Here is a 17,028-nt window from a genome sequence, read left to right as displayed (position 1 = left end):
AGCCCTTAGGCCCGCGGCCGGTTCCTGTCTTCGATTTTCGAACAGGAACCGGCCGCGGGCCTTTTCCTGTGCCTGCTCCGCCTTTATAGTCAGAGTGACTATTAAGGAGGCGGGCGTGAGTCTCGCGGATTTCCTCGATCCACTGCAACAACCCCTGGTGACGGTGCTCGACACTCCGGTCAGCTGGACCGAGGTGCTGGGCTTCGGAAGCGGGGCGCTGTGCGTCTGGCTCGTGGCCCGCCAGCACCTCGCCAACTGGCCGATCGGCATCGCCAACAACCTCTTCTTCATCCTGCTGTTCACCCAGTCCGGTCTGTACGCCGACGCCGGCCTCCAGATCGTCTTCATCGCCCTTGCCGCGTACGGCTGGTGGACCTGGACCCACGGGGGTGGACCGGGCTCACCGGACCTGCCGGTGCGGCGCACCACGCGCACCGAATGGACCTGGCTGCTCGCGGCGGGGGCGGTGGGGACCGTCGCGCTCACCGTCCTGCTCGACCACGCGACCGACTCGACCGTGCCCTTCTGGGACGCCCTGACGACCGCGCTGTCCCTGACGGCGACGTACGGACAGTGCCGCAAGCTCGTCGAGTCCTGGTGGCTCTGGATCGCCGCCGACGTGGTGTACATCCCGCTGTACGCGTACAAGGAGCTCTATCTGACCTCGCTGCTGTACGTCGGCTTCCTGACGCTCTGCCTGATCGGCCTGCGCAACTGGAGGCGCGATCTCGCGGGGCAGCGGCCCCGGCCGGTGGGGGTGGCGGCATGAAGCGCTTCGGCCACGGGCTGGTCCTCGGCAAGTTCTATCCGCCGCACGCCGGCCACCACCACCTCGTCCGCACCGCCCAGGACCGCTGCGAACGGCTGACCGTCCTGGTCTGCGCCGCCTCCGTGGAGTCCGTCCCGCTCGCGGACCGGGTGGCCTGGATGCGGGAGGTGCACCCGGACGTACGGGTCGTCGGCGCTGTCGACGACGTCCGCATGGACCTCCACGACCCGGTGATCTGGGACGCGCACATGGCCGTCTTCACCGGGGCCGTGCCCGAGCCGGTCGACGCCGTCTTCACCTCCGAGTCCTACGGGGACGAACTCGCCCGCCGGTTCGGCGCCGAATCCGTCTGCGTCGACCCCGACCGCACGGTCTTCCCGGTCTCCGGCACCGCCGTCCGCAAGGATCCGGTCGGCTGCTGGGACTTCCTGGAACCGCCGGTACGGGCCGCCCTCGCCCGCCGGGTCGTCGTCCTCGGCGCGGAATCCACCGGCACCACGACCCTGGCCCGCTCCCTCGCCGACCACTACCGCGCACGCGGCGGCGTCTGGGCGCGGACCGGGTACGTCGCCGAGTACGGACGGGAGTTCAGCGAACGGAAGCTGGCCGAGCTGCGCGAGCGGTGGCCCGGTGCCCAGTGGGAGGACGTCAGCTTCACCACCGGCGACTTCCCGCTGATCGCCGAGGCGCAGAACGCGAAGGAGGAGGCCGCCGCGCGCACCGGCTCGCCGGTGCTCATCTGCGACACCGACTCCTTCGCCACCACCGTCTGGCACGAGCGGTACATCGGCGGACGCAACCCGCTCGTCGAGGAGACCGCCGACCGGGTCGCCCACCACCTGTGGCTGCTCACCGACCACGAGGGCGTCGCCTTCGAGGATGACGGGCTGCGCGACGGCGAAGAGCTGCGGCCCTGGATGACCGACCGGTTCCGCGCCGAACTAACCCGCACGGGAAGGGAGTTCATCGAAATCACCGGCACCCGTCAGGAACGCCTGGCCGCCGCGGTCGCCGCCGTCGACGCGCTGCTGTCCGACAGCTGGAACTTCGCCGCGCCCCTGCCGGAGCACCGATGAGCACCGGGGTGCCCGAAGGGTACGACCCGTACGCCTTCGAACCCTTCGCGGTCACCGTCGACCTCGCCGTCTTCACGGTCCGCGACGGCCGGCTGCACGTCCTGCTCGTCGAACGGGGTGCCGATCCGTACAAGGGCCACTGGGCACTGCCCGGCGGCTTCGTACTGCCCCGCGAGTCCGCCGGGACCGCCGCCCGCCGGGAACTGGCCGAGGAGACCGGACTGACCGGGGGCACCGCCGGCGCCCTCCACCTGGAACAGCTGCGCACCTACACCGACCCGGACCGCGACCCCAGGATGCGGGTCGTCTCGGTCGCCTACGCCGCGCTCGTACCGGACCTTCCGGAACCGCGCGGCGGCGGCGACGCGGCCGGCGCCCGGTGGTGGGACGCCGGACGGGCCGGCCCGCTCGCCTTCGACCACGACCGGATCCTCGCCGACGCGCACGACCGGATCGGCGCCAAGCTCGAATACAGCTGTCTGGCCACCGCCTTCTGCCCGCCCGAATTCACCCTGGGGGAACTCCAGCAGGTGTACGAGACGGTCTGGGGCGTCGAGCTGGACCGGCCCAATTTCCGGCGCAAGGTCCTCACCACGCCCGGCTTCGTCCAGGCCGTGGAGGGATCGCCGCGCCGCACCGGCGGACGGGGAAAACCGGCCGCGCTCTACCGGGCGGGTGCCGCTACCGCCCTGCACCCACCACTGCTGAGACCGGAAGGAAGAAGCAAGTGATCGTGACCAGGACCATTACCAAACAGGCCGCCACCGGTGCGCTGACCGGGCTCGCGCTCGGCGACGCACTGGGCTTCCCGACCGAGTTCAACAATGTTCCGTCGATCCTCGCCAAGTGCGGGCCGTGGCGCACGATGCGGCTGCCGAAGCCGGCGATCGTCACCGACGACACCCAGATGACGCTGGCCCTGGGGCGGGGCATCCGCACCGCCATGGACCGCGGACTGCTCACCCCGCTGCGGCTGGCCCGCCCGGTGCGCGAGGAGTTCGTCGACTGGTACCACTCGCCCGACAACAACCGCGCGCCCGGCCGCACCTGCATGACCGCCTGCCGGCTGCTCGACAGCGACCGGCTCTGGCAGGAGGCCAGCCAGACCGGCTCCAAGGGCTGCGGCGCCAACATGCGGGTCGCTCCGATCGGTCTCGTCCCCGGACTCAGCGACGAACAGCGCTCCGGCGCCGCCCAGTTGCAGGCCGCCCTCACCCACGGGCACCCGACCGCGCTCGCCGCGTCCGACCTGACGGCCCGCGCCGTGTACCTGCTGGCGCAGGGGGCGGAACCCATGGGCCTGGTCGGCCAGTTGCGCAGTTACGCGTACGAGAACAGCGGCCGGTACCTCACGCGCTGGCTCGGCGACCTCTGGCGGTACGCGGGCGACGCCTCGCCCGAGCTGTACATCCAGCGCGGCTGGGAGGAGTGCCTCACCGCCCTGGCCCGCGTCCAGGACGCGCTGCGCGACCCGTCGCCGGAGACCGACCCCTGCGAGGTGACCGGCGACGGCTGGATCGCCGAGGACGCCCTGGCCACCGCCCTGCACTGCTTCCTGCTCTTCCCCGAGGACCCTGTCACCGCACTCCGCCGCGCCGCCTGCACCCGGGGCGACTCGGACTCCCTCGGCTGCCTGACCGGCGCGTTCGCCGGGGCGCACCTGGGGGCGACGGCCTGGCCCAAGGAGTGGGCGGAGCGGATCGAGTACCGGAGCGATCTGCTGTCGCTGGGGGCGCTCTGGGATTCTTGATCCATGCGTACGGACACCAAGCACCTCAGGGAAGCCGGTCTGCCGGTCACCGACCTCGGCCCGGTCCTCGCCGGCGAGCGCCACCCGCTGCTCTTCGCCACGGTCTCCGGGGCGCATCTGTACGGGTTCCCCTCCAGGGACTCGGATGTGGACCTTCGGGGGGTCCATCTCCTGCCCGCGGCCGACCTCGTGGGACTGCGCGACGCCGAGGAGACCCGCTCGCGGATGTGGGACCGGGACGGGACCGAGATGGATCTCGTCACGCACGACCTGCGGAAGTTCGTCCGGCTGATGCTGAAGCCCAACGGCTACGTGCTGGAGCAGCTGCTCTCGCCGCTGGTCGTGCACACCGGCGAGACGCACGCGGAACTGGTGGAGCTGGCACCGGGCGTGGTCACCCGCAACCACGCCCACCACTACCGGGGGTTCGCCGGCACCCAGTGGCGGCTCTTCGGGAGGACCGGTGAGCTGAAGCCGCTGCTGTACACGTTCCGGGCACTGCTCACCGGGATCCACCTGATGCGCAGCGGTGAGGTGCGGGCACATCTGCCGACCCTCCTCGGAGAGGTGGCGGCGCCCGCGTACCTGCCCGGACTGATCGAGGCGAAGGCCGAGGCCGAGCACGGGGGAGCGCAGGGCGTGGACGGGGAGGCGGTGTCGCGGGACGTCGAGGCGCTGCACAGGGTGCTGGACGACGCCCAGGCGGATTCGGCGCTGCCCACGGCGGCCGGCGGGTTCGAGGCGCTGCACGACCTCGTGGTGCGTACGCGGTTGACGGGCGGTCTCCCGGTCTCCTGAGCCGGGGGACTAGGGCCGGTCCACGGACGCCCGGCGGGTGCGGATCAGGAAGTCCTCGATCCGCGCCCGGTCCGGCTCCTGGGGGAGCGGGGAGTTCCGCGCCGTCTCCTCGCTCTCCTCCATGAGGCGGTTCATGCGGCGTTCGACCTCCTCCCACGGGACCTCGCCCCGCTTCACCGCCAGCAGTCCGTCGCGGGCCGCGCCCACTCCGATCGTGAGTTCACCGGTGCGCAGCAGGTCCCGGCCGGAACCCAGGAGCCGCAGCAGATGCATGGCGTGCTTCCAGCGCGGCGCCCCGTACTGCCGTACGTCCGCCTCCAGCTTCCTGCGCTGGCCCCAGGCGTAACGGACGAACGTCCGGTGGGCCAGCCGGGACAGGAACGCGCCGCGCAGGGAGAGGAGTTCCCGGCCCACGTCGTCGATGTGCTCCACCAGCGGGGAGTGCAGGCACTCCAGCACATTGGGGTTGGCGCGCAGCGCCAGCTCGCAGAAGCGTTCCAGCTCCCAGGAGAACTGCTCCGGTGCAGGGCCGTCGACATGCGTCGGCGGCTTCTCGAACCGCCAGAACAGCGGGGTCGGCGCGAGGAAGACGCCGCGCCGGTCGGTGTCGCTCCCCTCCGTGGCGAGCCCGAAGGCACGCGAGCCCATCACACAGGAGTAGACCGTGTGATCGCGTACGAGGGCCTCGGGATCAGGGGTCGTCATGCCGGCGAGGCTACGTGAGCGGCGGCGGTCCGCACCGGGGCACCCCGTGCCGGGGCCCCGGCACGGAGTGCCCCGCTCAAGTGGCAGAAGCCCGGGTTCTGATCGACATTGTCGATAAATCATCCCCTCTGGAGAGGCAGAACCATGGCAGGAAACGATCTCGGCAGCCTGCTCGGCGGCTTGCTGGGCGGCAGCGGCCAGGGCGGCGGTGGCCAGAGCGGCGGCCAGGGCGGCGCGGGGAACATCCTCGGCGCGTTGCTGGGCGCGCTCGGCGGCGGTCAGGGCGGTCAGGGCGGTACGGGCGGCGGCAACGCGCTCGAAGGGCTGATCGGGATGCTCACCAGATCCGGCCTCGTCGACCAGGCGCACTCCTGGGTCGGCACCGGGGAGAACCAGGCGGTCAGCGGCGCCCAGATCGCCGAGGCGCTGCCGGACGAGACACTCCGGAAGGTCGCCCAGGAGACAGGGGTCAGCACGGAGCAGGCGGCCGACCAGATCGCCCGCTCGCTGCCGACCGCGGTCGACAGGCTGACCCCGTCCGGGGAGGTGCCGGAGGGCCGCTCGATCGAGGAACTGGTCCGCGAGCAGCAGCTCTGACGGCGGAAGCGGCCCGAGGGCCGTCCGGCAGACCACGGCCGGGCAGCGCTCGGGCCGCGATCGTGTGCCCGTCCCGTCTCACGGACAGAGCACCCCGGACCGCGCGACCCGCCACCCATCTAGGCTGATCGGGCAGAGATCGAGCACGAAGAACCGAGGAGCACGACGTGGCGGTACGAGCGGTCCGCGGAGCCGTCCAGCTGGAGCGGGACGAGGCCGGACACATGGACGAGCAGGTCGGTGCCCTGCTCACCGCCGTCCTCGAACGCAACAGCCTCGTCGCGGACGACCTGATCAGCATCTGGTTCACGGCCACCCCGGACCTGCACAGCGATTTCCCGGCCGCCGCCGCGCGCGGGCTCGGTATTGTCGACGTACCGCTGATCTGCGCCCAGGAGCTGGACATCGCGGGCGCCATGCCCCGCGTGGTGCGCATCCTCGCGCATGTCGAGACCTACCTTCCCAAGTCCGAGATCGCCCACGTGTACCTCGGTGCCACCGCCGCACTCCGCAAGGACATCGCCCAGTGAGAACCGCCGTCGTCATCGGAACGGGCCTCGTCGGCACGTCCGCAGCCCTTGCCCTCGCCGGGCGCGGTATCCGGGTCCACCTCGTCGACCACGACCCCGGGTCGGCCCGTACCGCAGCCGCGCTGGGCGCCGGTACGGACGAGGCGCCCGAGGAGCGGGTGGACCTGGCGATCATCGCCGTACCGCCCGCCCATGTGGCCACGGTGCTGGCCACCGCCATACGGGACGGCATCGCCCGCGGCTACCTGGACGTCGCCAGCGTGAAGGGCGGCCCGCGCCGCGAGCTGGAGGCCCTCGGCCTCGACCTCACGCCCTACATCGGTACGCACCCCATGGCCGGCAAGGAGCGGTCGGGCCCCCTCGCCGCCACCGCGGACCTGTTCGAGGGGCGGCCCTGGGTGCTCACCCCGACCCGGGACACCGACACCGAGGTCCTCAACCTCGCCCTGGAACTGGTCGCGCTCTGCCGTGCCGTCCCGGTGGTCATGGACGCCGACGCGCACGACCGGGCCGTCGCCCTCGTCTCCCACACCCCGCAGCTGATCTCGTCGATGGTCGCCGCCCGCCTGGAGGAGGCCGACGAGACCGCCGTACGCCTCTGCGGCCAGGGCATCAGGGACGTCACCCGGATCGCCGCCTCCGACCCCCGGATGTGGGTGGAGATCCTCTCCGCCAACCCCGGCCCGGTCGCCGACGTGCTGGCCGGGGTGGCCGCCGACCTGGACGAGACGGTACGGGCGCTGCGCGGCCTGGAGTCCGGCGACGACGACAAGCGCCGCGAGGGCACCGAGGGCATCGAGGACGTCCTGCGCCGCGGCAACGCGGGCCGGGTCAGGGTGCCCGGCAAGCACGGGACCGCTCCCACCGCGTACGAGATGGTGTCGGTGCTGATCAGCGACCGGCCGGGCGAACTGGCCGGGATCTTCGCCGACGCCCAACGGGCCGGGGTCAACGTCGAGGACGTGCGCATCGAGCACGCCACCGGGCAGCAGGCCGGCCTGGTCCAGCTGATGGTCGAGCCGAGCGCGGTCCCCGCGCTGAGCGCGGCACTGCACGAGCGCGGCTGGTCGATACGGCAGTAGGCGGGCCGGGACCGGGAGGCCGTTGTCCACAGGGGTGCTCAGGCCCGCTCCGACACTCGGTAACCTTGTGCGGGGCGGGTTCGCACACGTCCCCGTCCCGCCCACCCCGTGTACCAGGAAGGTGTCCACCACCGTGGAAACCCGTACGGCCCCGGCCGCAGTGATCGTCGCCATCGACGGGCCCTCCGGCACCGGCAAGTCGAGCACGTCCAAGGCCGTCGCCGCGCAGCTCGGCCTCAGCTACCTGGACACCGGCGCTCAGTACCGGGCGATCACCTGGTGGATGCTGAACAACGGCATCGACGTCCAGGACGCGGTCGAGGTGGCGACCGCGGCCGCCAAGCCGGTCATCGTCTCCGGTACGGACCCGGCCGCCCCGACGATCACCGTCGACGGCGAGGACGCCTCGGGCCCGATCCGCACCCAGGAGGTCACCTCCCGGGTCAGCGCCGTCAGCGCCGTCCCCGAGGTGCGCTCCCGGATCACCGAGCTGCAGCGCACCATCGCCGCCGCGGCCGAGCGGGGCATAGTGGTCGAGGGCCGCGACATCGGCACCACGGTCCTGCCCGACGCCGACCTGAAGATCTTCCTCACCGCCTCCCCGGAGGCACGCGCCGCCCGGCGCAGCGGAGAGCTCAAGGGCTCCGACCTCGCCGCCACCAGGGAAGCGCTGATCAAGCGGGACGCGGCCGACTCCGGCCGCAAGACCTCCCCGCTGGCCAAGGCGGACGACGCCGTCGAGGTGGACACCACCGAGCTGACCCTTCAGCAGGTCATCGAGTGTGTCGTCACCCTCGTCGAGGAGAAGCGGGCCACGAAGTGACCCAGGCCACGGACCGCCCCTCACCGCGCGGAGCGGCGGTGGGGCGCGGGATCGGTATCGGGCTGATGTACGGGCTGTGGAAGCCCCGGGTCCTGGGCGCGTGGCGGGTTCCCGCCTCCGGACCCGTCATACTCGCGGTGAACCACTCGCACAACATCGACGGTCCGATGCTGATGGGCACCGCGCCCCGGCCCGTCCACTTCCTGATCAAGAAGGAGGCGTTCGTCGGCCCGCTCGACCCGTTCCTGCGCGGAATCGGTCAGCTGAAGGTGGACCGCACGACCGTCGACCGCACCGCCATCACCCACGCCCTCGGCGTGCTGGAGGAGGGCGGGGCCCTCGGGATCTTTCCCGAGGGCACCAGGGGCGAGGGCGACTTCGCCTCCCTGCGTGCCGGGCTCGCGTACTTCGCGGTACGCAGCGGAGCGCCGATCGTGCCCGTGGCCGTCCTGGGAAGCACCGAGCGCCGCGGACGGTTGATATCGGCACTGCCGCCGCTGCGCAGCCGGGTCGATGTCGTCTTCGGCGACGCCTTCGAGGCGGGCGACGGCAGCGGGCGGCGCACGCGCAAGGCGCTGGACGAGGCGACGGTACGGATCCAGGCGCGGCTGACCGCCCACCTGGACGAGGCCAGGCGCTTCACCGGGCGGCCGGGTAAGTAAGACTTGAGTAGTGGGCCGCGCAGTAGTGGTCCATCGATGATGATGCAAAGAGGAACGGACTTCATGAACGACCAGATTCACTCCGACGGCTCGGACCACGAGCACGGAGCGCTTGGCGACGCCGAGTACGCGGAGTTCATGGAGCTCGCCGCGGAGGAGGGCTTCGACCTCGAAGAGGTCGAGGGCGCCATCGACGAGGCCGGTCACGGGCCGCTGCCCGTGCTCGCCGTCGTCGGCCGGCCCAATGTCGGCAAGTCGACCCTGGTGAACCGGATCATCGGCCGCCGCGAGGCCGTCGTCGAGGACAAGCCCGGCGTCACCCGCGACCGCGTCACCTACGAGGCGGAGTGGGCCGGCCGCCGCTTCAAGGTCGTCGACACCGGCGGCTGGGAGCAGGACGTGCTGGGCATCGACGCCTCCGTCGCCGCCCAGGCCGAGTACGCCATCGAGGCGTCCGACGCGGTCGTCTTCGTGGTCGACTCGACCGTCGGCGCGACCGACACCGACGAGGCCGTCGTCAAGCTGCTGCGCCGGGCCGGCAAGCCCGTCGTGCTCTGCGCCAACAAGGTCGACGGACAGAGCGGCGAGGCGGACGCCACCGCCCTGTGGTCGCTGGGCCTCGGCGAGCCGCACCCGGTCTCCTCGCTGCACGGCCGCGGTACCGGCGATCTGCTCGACGCCGTGCTCGAAGCGCTGCCCGAGGCCCCGGCGCAGCGCTTCGGCACCGCGATCGGCGGCCCGCGCCGGATCGCGCTCATCGGCCGTCCCAACGTCGGCAAGTCCTCGCTGCTGAACAAGGTCGCCAACGAGGATCGCGTCGTCGTCAACGAGCTCGCGGGCACCACCCGCGACCCGGTCGACGAGCTGATCGAGCTCGGCGGCATCACCTGGAAGTTCATCGACACGGCTGGCATCCGCCGCCGCGTCCACCTCCAGGAAGGCGCGGACTACTACGCCTCGCTGCGTACCGCCGCCGCCGTGGAGAAGGCCGAGGTCGCCGTCGTACTGATCGACGCGGGCGAGTCCATCAGCGTCCAGGACCAGCGCATCATCACCATGGCCGTGGAGGCGGGCCGGGCCATGGTGATCGCGTTCAACAAGTGGGACACCCTCGACGAGGAGCGCCGCTACTACCTGGAGCGCGAGATCGAGACGGAGCTCGCGCAGATCGCGTGGGCGCCGCGGGTCAATGTCTCGGCCGTCACCGGCCGGCACATGGAGAAGCTCGTCCCGGCGATCCAGACCGCCCTCGCCAGCTGGGAGACCCGTGTCCCCACCGGCCGGCTGAACGCCTTCCTCGGCGAGATCGTCGCCTCCCACCCGCACCCCGTCCGCGGCGGCAAGCAGCCCCGGATCCTCTTCGGCACCCAGGCCGGTACCAAGCCGCCGCGCTTCGTGCTGTTCGCCTCGGGCTTCCTGGAGCACGGCTACCGACGGTTCGTCGAGCGCCGGCTGCGTGAGGAGTTCGGCTTCGAGGGCACCCCGATCCACATCTCGGTACGGGTCCGCGAGAAGCGCGGCCGCAACAAGTAGCACCCACGGGCGCACGACAGAGCCCCGGGCCGTCCCCGACGAGAGACGGCCCGGGGCTCAGTCACGGGCCGGGTGCCCCGCGGACGTACGGTCAGGCGCCCCGCGAGCCCGGCGGCAGGGCCGCCGGCTGGGTGCGTCCGGAGTGCCGGCCCATCCGCTGCCAGGAACCGAGGCCTCCGCTGCCGGTCCCGGTGCTGTGTCCGGTGGCGCCTCCCGTCACGGCGAGGCCGGTGGAGAAACCGGCGGAGTGGCCCGAGTGGCCGCTCAGCGGGAGGCGGCTGCCGAAGAGCCCGGAGCCGAAGGCCAGGAAGCCGAGATTCTCCTCGCCGCTCCGATCACCCGGCAGCGCCCGGAACGAGCGGCGGTACTCGGAGTACAGCGCGTCGTAGATCGGCGTGTGGGACTGACCGCCCGATGGCTCCTGCGAGGGCCGCATGGCAGGGATCGGGCTCGGGCGCTGGTGGGAGGAGTCGTATGAGTGCACGTATGTGCCAACGACACCGGTGTCGGTCGGATGCGGGCGCGGCGGAGAATTAGCTGTTCGCCGCTGGTGCGAGCGGCCGGCGGCCACGATCAGGTACCGGCCAGCGGCATCGCTGCGGCGACCAGGAGCCCCTTGGCCGCGGCCCTGTCCAGGGCGTCGCGCAGCAGGTCCTCGCGGGGCTGCTGGCCGATCGACCCGGCCGGGGCGGCGAAGACGAGAACGGTCTGCGACTTGTTGGCCGCGGTCCGCCAGCCCTCGGTGACCTGGAGCGGCGCGTGCGCCTGCCACCAGGCGACCGGCGCGCCGCCGCCGGCGCCCGGCTGGAGCACGGCGTGCAGCTGGCCCATGGCGAGCAGGATCGACCAGCCGTGCAGCACGGCGGGCACCTGGTCCGTCCGGTGGACCGGATGGAAGCCCTGCTCCAGCAGCAGCTGGAGGAATTCGTCGCCCCGGCTGCCGTCCGTGCCCGGCCGGGCGATCGCGCCGGTCGGCTCCACGACGAGGGCCGGGTGCAGCTCGTCGTCGATCAGGACGAGGCCGCTGGTGATGCCGAGGACGGCCTGTTCGGTGGGGGCGTCCTGCGGCCGGTCGGCGCCGGAGGCGGCACCGTCGATGTGCGGGCCCTCGCCGCCGGTGATGCTGCGTACGGCGCCCTGGAGCTGCTCCTCGGCGACCTGGACGACCTGCGAGGGGATGCACGTCGCGTGGGCGAAGGCGAGGACGGCGGTCTCGTCGCCGACGAAGAGCACGGTGCTGGTGCGTTCCTGCTCGGAGTCTCCGGGGGTGCGGCAGGAAGTGCAGTCGTAACTGCCCGGGGCGTTGTCGCCGACGAGCAGCCGGTCGGCTTCGGCATCGCCGATCTCGGCGCGTACGTCCTCGCTGACGTCGAGCATGCGCGGCACGGGTGGCTCCTCGAACTCGGTACGTGCGCCGGGCGGTTCCCGGCTCATGGAAATGACAACGGGCGAGCCGCGGCCGGGGTCACGCGAGAAAGGGAACGTAATCGAACCAACCGGCCCAGAGGGTGAATCCCGGGGCCCGGGAGTGCACTTGGGGGCCGTTCGGGCCGGTCCGGGGGCCCGCGATGTGGTCGACTCGACGGTGCGGCGGCGCACCGAATACGGCAACAAAGCGACAAAGCGGGAAAGTGAGCGGGTTTACCGCTGGCCGAAATTCGCCCGTACATGGAGTGAACCGCGGACCGGCCTGTGCCGTCATGGCAAGTGCAGCCTGCCGCTGATCAGCCGAACCGGGAGACATGGCGTTTCATGCACATTTCTTTCCTGCTCCACAACGCCTACGGAGTCGGGGGCACGATCCGCACGACGTTCAATCTCGCCGGGGCACTGGCCGGGCACCACGACATCGAGATCGTGTCGGTCTTCCGGCACCGTGACGTTCCCGCGCTGGGCGCCCCCGAGGGGGTACGCATGAGCCACCTCGTCGACCTGCGGAAGAAGAGCCCGGCGTACGACGGCGACGCCGCCGAGTACGCCCGCCCGGCGACGGTGTTCCCGCGCGGCGACAGCAGGTACCGGCAGTACAGCAGGCTGTCCGACGCACGGGTGGCGGACCATCTGCGGTCGCTGGAGGCGGACGTCGTGGTCGGCACCCGGCCGGGTCTCAACGTGCACATCAGCAGGCAGGCACGCCGCGGCCCGGTCCGGATCGGGCAGGAGCACCTCACCCTCGACAGCCACAGCTACCGGCTCCGCCGCGAGATCGCGCACCGCTACCCCCTGCTCGACGCGATCACCACCGTCACCGAGGCCGACGCCCAGGCCTACCGGGCCGGATTCAAACTCCCCGGCGTGCGGATCGAGGCCATCGCCAACAGTGTGCCCGAACCGGCCGTCCCGGCCGCCGACGGCGACAGCAAGTGGGTGATCGCCGCGGGCCGGCTGCACAAGGTCAAGCGGTACGACCTGCTCGTCCGGGCGTTCGCCGACGTGGTCGCGGTCCGCCCTGACTGGCGGCTGCGCATCTACGGCGGCGGTGACGCGACCGGGAACGAACGGGCGGTGCTGCTCGCGCTCATCGAGGAACTAGGGCTGCACAACCACGTGTTCCTGATGGGGCCGGTCAATCCGCTGGAGGCCGAGTGGCCCAAGGGGTCGATCGCCGCGGTCACTTCGGACCGCGAGTCCTTCGGCATGACCATCGTCGAGGCGATGCGCTGCGGCCTGCCGGTCGTCGCCACCGACTGCCCGCACGGCCCCCGCGAGATCATCGACGACGGCACCGACGGACGGCTGGTGCCCGTCGGCGACACGGCGGCCGTGTCCGAGGCCCTGCTCGGCCTGATCGGCGACGACGAGGCACGGCGCCGCGCGGGACGCGCCGCGCTGGCCGCGTCGCAGCGGTTCGACCCGGCACGGATCGCCGAACGCCATGAACGGCTCTTCACCGAACTCGCCTCGCGGGGCCCGCGCGACCGCTCGCACGGCGCGCTGAGCACCACACTGCACCGCGCCAGGGGCACCGTGCTGGACGGGGCGTACGCCCTGCGCTACAAGGCAGCCGCCGTGATCCGCAAGGGGAAGACCGCATGACCGTCTCCACAGGGCGAAGGACGCCGAGGGCCGACTGCACCGTGGGACCGGGCGGCGGGATCACCTTCGATCTCGACCTCGGCCGCCGCGAGGACGAGGAGGCGCCCGAACTGCTGCTCCGGCTGCGCGGCGCCAAGGGCAAGGGCGGCGACGGCGACACCGTACGGCTGCCGCTGAGCCCGCTGCGCGACGGGCGGCTGCGCGCGGTGCTGCCGGGCACCCTGGAGCCCGCGGAGGGCCGCTGGGACGTCTACCTGCGGGAGCCCGGCGCGCAGGACGGTACGCAGGTGGCCGTCGAGCCCGGCATCCGGGATCTGCGGCTGCTCGTCGAGCAGGTCCCGCAGAGCGGGCGGATCGCGGTCCGGATCCCGTACCCGACCCTCGACGGCCGGCTCGCCGTGCGCTGCTGGCTCCGCGCACCGCATGCCGAGGCCGGGCCGGTGACCTTCGACGGGCACGGGATGACCGTCGAGGGCACGCTGTACGGCACCGGCCTCGGCGCCGGCGCCCGTGTCGAGGCACGGGCGCCCGGCGCGCAGGGCCGGGTCCTGCGGGTGCCGGTCACGGGGAAGGAGGGCAGCTTCGCCTTCACGCTCCCCCTCGACGAACTGGCCGACGGGGCCGTCACCGAGCCCCGGCTGTGGACGCTCTGGCTGATCCCCGGCGCGACGGAGGACGGACCGGCCGGCGGCGTACGGATCTCCCGCATCCTCGACGACATCTGGGACCGCAAGAAGATCTTCGTCTACCCGGGCCGCAGCACCGGGGAGGGCAGCCGGGCCACGCCCTGCTACACCACCGACAACGACCTCTGCGTACGGCTCGAACCGGAACCCGCCCCCTGAGGGCCGCCGGGGCGGTTGCGGACCCGGGCTGTCCGCAACCCCTGGCAGACTCGCCGTCATGTTGGAGACCTCGGCACGACTGCTGCGTCTGCTCTCACTGCTCCAGGCACACCGCGACTGGTCCGGCGCCGATCTCGCCGACCGGCTCGGGGTCACGCCGCGGACCGTCCGGCGCGACGTCGACAAGCTCCGCGAGCTGGGCTACCCGGTCAACGCCAGCCCCGGCACCGGCGGCGGATACCAGCTCGGCGCCGGGGCCCAGCTGCCGCCGCTGCTCCTGGACGACGAGGAGGCCGTCGCCGTCGCCGTCGGCCTGCGCACCGCGGCGGGCAACGGGGTCGAGGGCATCGGCGAGACCTCCGTACGCGCCCTGAGCAAGCTCGAACAGGTGCTGCCGGACCGGCTCCGGCGCCGGGTGAACGCGCTGAACACCTTCACCGTGCCGCTGCTCCGCGGGCCCGGCGCCTCGGTCGCCGACGCGGGTGTCCTGACCGAACTCGCCGGGGCCTGCCGGGACGGTGAGCGGCTGCGCTTCGAGTACCGGGACCACTCCGGCTCCGTCTCGCGGCGGACCGTCGAACCGCACCGGCTGGTGTGCACCGAGCGCCGCTGGTACCTCGTCGCCTGGGACCTGGGCCGCGCGGACTGGCGTACGTTCCGGGCGGACCGGATCACCCCCACGCCGCCGCACGGCCCGAGGTTCGTCCCCCGCGAGCCACCCGCCGAGGACCTGGCCGCCTATGTCGCCAAGGGGATCTCCACGAGCGCCTACCCGATGCGCGCGGTGATCCGGCTGAAGGCGGGGATCGAGCACGTGGCCGAGCGGATCTCGCCCGCCGCCGGGGTGCTGGAGGCGGTCGACGCCGACACCTGTCTGCTGCGCACCGGGGCGACCGGCCTGGACGTGATGGTCGTCCATGTGATGCTGCTGGGCCTCGACTTCGAGGTCGTCGAACCGCCGGAGCTGAAGGACGCGATCAAGGTCGCCAGGGACCGGCTGACCAGGGCGCTGGACTGAGCGCCGGCCGCGGCGACGGCATACGGACAGCCGGGGCCGCCCGCTATACCAGTGGTGGTCGACGGCTGTCCCGTACCACGGAGTGAATATTGTGACCAAAGGATAAGGCTGCCATAAGGAAGCGTGAATTCCCGGCGACATGCTCATTTACGCGGGTTATTCGGTGCGGGAATTACAACCGCTCGATACGGGATATTCCGCTCCGATTCCGGGCTTTCCGAATGATCATTATCCGGGTTGTGTGATTACTGTGCGTCGGGTCTCGGGCGGCCTGTTCGGCTGGCGTGATTCATACCGCGCACGTGTCGTGATCCTGTGACACAAGTGTGACCGGCGGGGAACGTGAGGATGCCCTGCGACGGTGGGCGCCCCGGCTTCCGCCGCCGCCCGAGGCCGCCTACGGTGAGGGGCATGGCACCCATACCGACTCCTTCCGCCCAGCCCGACGACGCGACCGACGAGTACGTCGGCCTCGCCGCCGACGCCGCCGAACGACGGGCCCGCAGCCATGGCTGGACCACCGTCAGATCGCTGCCGCCGGGCGCGATCATCACCATGGAGTTCCGCGGCGGCCGGATCAACTTCGAGGTCGACGGAGCCGTCGTCACCCGCTGCTGGGTGGGCTGAGGCCCCCGCGGCGCGAGAACCCGGACCCGGACACGAGTGAAGGCCCCGACGCCGGTCGGGGCCTTCACTCGTGTCCGGGGAGCGGCTGTGCGTACCGGCTCCCCGGCCGTGGCTCAGCCGCCGGCCACCGGGCGGGCCGGGGTCGTCGAGCCGCCGCGCGGTGTGCGATCGGCGTGCGGCGGGCGCCGGCTGCCGGCCGGGGTGACCGGGGTCCGCTCCGAGCGCACCACGTGCGCCGGATGCGAGGCGTGCGCCCGGGGCCGGGTGCCGGTGCTGCCCGCGGCCGCCGAGACGACCGGCTCCCGGGCCGGGGCCTCGCCGCCGTCCGGCTGCGGCAGCAGCACGGGCCGGGGGCCTCCGGTCGCGACGGGCGCCGAGGGAACGGGGCGGCCGAATCCCCGCAGGTTCTCGCGCTGGGCGAAGATCCAGGCCTCGGCCCGGGTGATCAGCGGCTCGGCCCAGGGCAGGCCCAGCATGATCAGCAGGCCCGCGGCCCAGCCCAGCAGGACATCGCTGAGCCAGTGCGTACCGAGATAGACGGTGGTGAGGCCGACGCCCAGCGACACGATCGCCGACATGGCCGACAGATAGCGCCGGGCCCGTGGGGTGGTGGCCAGATAGGCGAGGATTCCCCAGGTCACAACCGCGTTGGCGGTGTGCCCGGAGGGAAATATGTCGCCGCCGGCGAAGAGCTCGGCGGAGCCGATCTGGGTCGCGTAGTGCGGGCCGAGGCGGCCCAGGCCGATCTTGACCGCGCCGACCGTCACATTGAGCAGCAGCAGCGCCGCGCCCAGCGTCAGCAGGGGGCGCAGGGTGTGCTGCCGCCAGGAGCGCCAGCCGAGCCAGCAGGCCACCATCGTGGCGGTGGGGCCGCGCTGGCCGAGCACGATGTAGTAGTCGAGGAAGGCATGGATTTCCGGCCACTGCTGATACGGCCGGAAGAGCATGACCTTCCAGTCCAGGGTCACCAGCCAGGACGAGACCAGCACGGCAATGACGATGGCGAGATAGAACGCCAACGTCCCGCCGAAGAGCGCGATGCGGTGACGGCTCATCCGCGGTGGCTCTATCTTCGGCGGCTCCGGCTCCCGGTCCAGCCGGGCAAAGATGTCGGTACGCACCCAATCGACGTTACAGCGCGTTAGTGAGCGGCCAGGTCGATCCGGTCTCTTTGTGA

19 protein-coding genes are annotated in these 17,028 nt (G+C 72.0%); 15 read left to right on the top strand and 4 right to left on the bottom strand.

The features are described 5' to 3' along the window. Nucleotides 1–115 precede the first annotated feature (115 nt). Genes pnuC through ACGF8B_RS17545 form a run of 5 tightly spaced genes read left to right on the top strand, consistent with a single transcriptional unit; the run spans nt 116 to nt 4,393 of the window. Nucleotides 116–769 carry a nicotinamide riboside transporter PnuC gene (gene pnuC / locus ACGF8B_RS17565; protein ID WP_392739238.1) on the top strand — a complete coding sequence of 218 codons (654 nt, stop codon included), beginning with the start codon at nt 116–118 and terminating at the stop codon, nt 767–769. After that, nucleotides 766–1,845 carry an AAA family ATPase gene (locus ACGF8B_RS17560; RefSeq protein WP_392739236.1) on the top strand — a complete coding sequence of 360 codons (1,080 nt, stop codon included), beginning with the start codon at nt 766–768 and terminating at the stop codon, nt 1,843–1,845. The genes pnuC and ACGF8B_RS17560 overlap by 4 nt, the downstream gene beginning before the upstream one ends. Continuing rightward, entirely contained in the window at nt 1,842–2,576 is a 735-nt protein-coding gene (locus tag ACGF8B_RS17555; RefSeq protein WP_392739234.1) for an NUDIX domain-containing protein, read from the top strand. The genes ACGF8B_RS17560 and ACGF8B_RS17555 overlap by 4 nt, the downstream gene beginning before the upstream one ends. Continuing rightward, entirely contained in the window at nt 2,573–3,595 is a 1,023-nt protein-coding gene (locus ACGF8B_RS17550; RefSeq protein ID WP_392739232.1) for an ADP-ribosylglycohydrolase family protein, read from the top strand. The genes ACGF8B_RS17555 and ACGF8B_RS17550 overlap by 4 nt, the downstream gene beginning before the upstream one ends. A 3-nt stretch (nt 3,596–3,598) precedes the next feature. Beyond that, nucleotides 3,599–4,393 carry a DNA polymerase beta superfamily protein gene (locus ACGF8B_RS17545; RefSeq protein WP_392739230.1) on the top strand — a complete coding sequence of 265 codons (795 nt, stop codon included), beginning with the start codon at nt 3,599–3,601 and terminating at the stop codon, nt 4,391–4,393. A gap of 9 nt (nt 4,394–4,402) precedes the next feature. Here ACGF8B_RS17545 and ACGF8B_RS17540 read toward each other — a convergent pair whose 3' ends face one another. Continuing rightward, nucleotides 4,403–5,098 (bottom strand): DNA polymerase beta superfamily protein, encoded by a 696-nt coding sequence (locus ACGF8B_RS17540; RefSeq protein WP_392739229.1) that lies wholly within the window; start codon nt 5,096–5,098, stop codon nt 4,403–4,405. 144 nt (nt 5,099–5,242) lie between these two features. Between ACGF8B_RS17540 and ACGF8B_RS17535 the strand changes: the two genes are divergently transcribed. The 6 genes from ACGF8B_RS17535 to der all read left to right on the top strand — a co-directional run bounded on the left by ACGF8B_RS17535 (nt 5,243) and on the right by der (nt 10,325). After that, nucleotides 5,243–5,695, top strand: a complete 453-nt coding sequence (locus ACGF8B_RS17535) for a YidB family protein (protein ID WP_392739227.1) — start codon at nt 5,243–5,245, stop codon at nt 5,693–5,695. A 167-nt stretch (nt 5,696–5,862) separates the two neighbouring features. Beyond that, complete coding sequence (gene aroH / locus ACGF8B_RS17530; RefSeq protein ID WP_384759137.1) at nt 5,863–6,225, top strand: chorismate mutase; 363 nt, start codon at nt 5,863–5,865, stop codon at nt 6,223–6,225. Then, nucleotides 6,222–7,307, top strand: a complete 1,086-nt coding sequence (locus tag ACGF8B_RS17525) for a prephenate dehydrogenase (RefSeq protein ID WP_392739225.1) — start codon at nt 6,222–6,224, stop codon at nt 7,305–7,307. The genes aroH and ACGF8B_RS17525 overlap by 4 nt, the downstream gene beginning before the upstream one ends. Nucleotides 7,308–7,428: 121 nt before the next feature. Further along, nucleotides 7,429–8,130 (top strand): (d)CMP kinase, encoded by a 702-nt coding sequence (cmk, locus tag ACGF8B_RS17520; protein ID WP_392739223.1) that lies wholly within the window; start codon nt 7,429–7,431, stop codon nt 8,128–8,130. After that, the gene (locus ACGF8B_RS17515; protein ID WP_392739221.1) at nt 8,127–8,792 is read left to right on the top strand and encodes a lysophospholipid acyltransferase family protein; all 666 of its coding nucleotides are present in this window, start codon (nt 8,127–8,129) and stop codon (nt 8,790–8,792) included. The genes cmk and ACGF8B_RS17515 overlap by 4 nt, the downstream gene beginning before the upstream one ends. A gap of 63 nt (nt 8,793–8,855) precedes the next feature. Continuing rightward, entirely contained in the window at nt 8,856–10,325 is a 1,470-nt protein-coding gene (gene der / locus ACGF8B_RS17510) for a ribosome biogenesis GTPase Der (protein ID WP_392739219.1), read from the top strand. A gap of 91 nt (nt 10,326–10,416) precedes the next feature. Here the strand turns inward: der and ACGF8B_RS17505 are convergent, their stop codons facing one another. Together ACGF8B_RS17505 and ACGF8B_RS17500 are read right to left on the bottom strand one after the other, a co-directional pair. Continuing rightward, nucleotides 10,417–10,761 carry a hypothetical protein gene (locus tag ACGF8B_RS17505; RefSeq protein WP_392739217.1) on the bottom strand — a complete coding sequence of 115 codons (345 nt, stop codon included), beginning with the start codon at nt 10,759–10,761 and terminating at the stop codon, nt 10,417–10,419. A 137-nt stretch (nt 10,762–10,898) separates the two neighbouring features. Then, nucleotides 10,899–11,711, bottom strand: a complete 813-nt coding sequence (locus ACGF8B_RS17500) for a hypothetical protein (RefSeq protein ID WP_392739214.1) — start codon at nt 11,709–11,711, stop codon at nt 10,899–10,901. Nucleotides 11,712–12,077: 366 nt separating this feature from the next. Between ACGF8B_RS17500 and ACGF8B_RS17495 the strand changes: the two genes are divergently transcribed. From ACGF8B_RS17495 to ACGF8B_RS17480, 4 genes are all read left to right on the top strand, one after another. Beyond that, nucleotides 12,078–13,361, top strand: a complete 1,284-nt coding sequence (locus tag ACGF8B_RS17495; protein WP_392739212.1) for a glycosyltransferase family 4 protein — start codon at nt 12,078–12,080, stop codon at nt 13,359–13,361. After that, nucleotides 13,358–14,206 (top strand): transferase, encoded by an 849-nt coding sequence (locus tag ACGF8B_RS17490; protein ID WP_392739210.1) that lies wholly within the window; start codon nt 13,358–13,360, stop codon nt 14,204–14,206. The genes ACGF8B_RS17495 and ACGF8B_RS17490 overlap by 4 nt, the downstream gene beginning before the upstream one ends. A 58-nt stretch (nt 14,207–14,264) precedes the next feature. Next, nucleotides 14,265–15,224: a helix-turn-helix transcriptional regulator gene (locus tag ACGF8B_RS17485; protein WP_392739208.1), complete on the top strand. Its 960-nt coding sequence runs from the start codon at nt 14,265–14,267 to the stop codon at nt 15,222–15,224. Nucleotides 15,225–15,635: 411 nt separating this feature from the next. Beyond that, complete coding sequence (locus tag ACGF8B_RS17480) at nt 15,636–15,851, top strand: I78 family peptidase inhibitor (protein ID WP_392739206.1); 216 nt, start codon at nt 15,636–15,638, stop codon at nt 15,849–15,851. A gap of 113 nt (nt 15,852–15,964) precedes the next feature. Here the strand turns inward: ACGF8B_RS17480 and ACGF8B_RS17475 are convergent, their stop codons facing one another. Then, on the bottom strand, nt 15,965–16,972 hold the full coding sequence (locus ACGF8B_RS17475; RefSeq protein WP_392739204.1) for a phosphatase PAP2 family protein: 1,008 nt from the start codon (nt 16,970–16,972) through the stop codon (nt 15,965–15,967). Nucleotides 16,973–17,028 lie beyond the last annotated feature (56 nt).

Source organism: Streptomyces sp. NPDC047917, assembly GCF_043204345.1.
GTDB classification, from domain to species: domain Bacteria; phylum Actinomycetota; class Actinomycetes; order Streptomycetales; family Streptomycetaceae; genus Streptomyces; species Streptomyces sanglieri.
The sequence above is the reverse complement of the archived record's forward strand: the minus strand, read 5'-3'. Positions and strand labels throughout refer to the sequence as shown.

Bases quoted from the DNA above. Each gene is read 5' to 3' on its own strand.
- ACGF8B_RS17560 (WP_392739236.1), top strand. From the start codon at position 766: ATGAAGCGCTTCGGCCACGGGCTGGTCCTCGGCAAGTTCTATCCGCCG.
- ACGF8B_RS17555 (WP_392739234.1), top strand. From the start codon at position 1,842: ATGAGCACCGGGGTGCCCGAAGGGTACGACCCGTACGCCTTCGAACCC.
- ACGF8B_RS17545 (WP_392739230.1), top strand. From the start codon at position 3,599: ATGCGTACGGACACCAAGCACCTCAGGGAAGCCGGTCTGCCGGTCACC.
- ACGF8B_RS17540 (WP_392739229.1), bottom strand. From the start codon at position 5,098: ATGACGACCCCTGATCCCGAGGCCCTCGTACGCGATCACACGGTCTAC.
- ACGF8B_RS17535 (WP_392739227.1), top strand. From the start codon at position 5,243: ATGGCAGGAAACGATCTCGGCAGCCTGCTCGGCGGCTTGCTGGGCGGC.
- der (WP_392739219.1), top strand. From the start codon at position 8,856: ATGAACGACCAGATTCACTCCGACGGCTCGGACCACGAGCACGGAGCG.
- ACGF8B_RS17505 (WP_392739217.1), bottom strand. From the start codon at position 10,761: ATGCGGCCCTCGCAGGAGCCATCGGGCGGTCAGTCCCACACGCCGATC.
- ACGF8B_RS17495 (WP_392739212.1), top strand. From the start codon at position 12,078: ATGCACATTTCTTTCCTGCTCCACAACGCCTACGGAGTCGGGGGCACG.
- ACGF8B_RS17490 (WP_392739210.1), top strand. From the start codon at position 13,358: ATGACCGTCTCCACAGGGCGAAGGACGCCGAGGGCCGACTGCACCGTG.
- ACGF8B_RS17485 (WP_392739208.1), top strand. From the start codon at position 14,265: ATGTTGGAGACCTCGGCACGACTGCTGCGTCTGCTCTCACTGCTCCAG.
- ACGF8B_RS17480 (WP_392739206.1), top strand. From the start codon at position 15,636: ATGGCACCCATACCGACTCCTTCCGCCCAGCCCGACGACGCGACCGAC.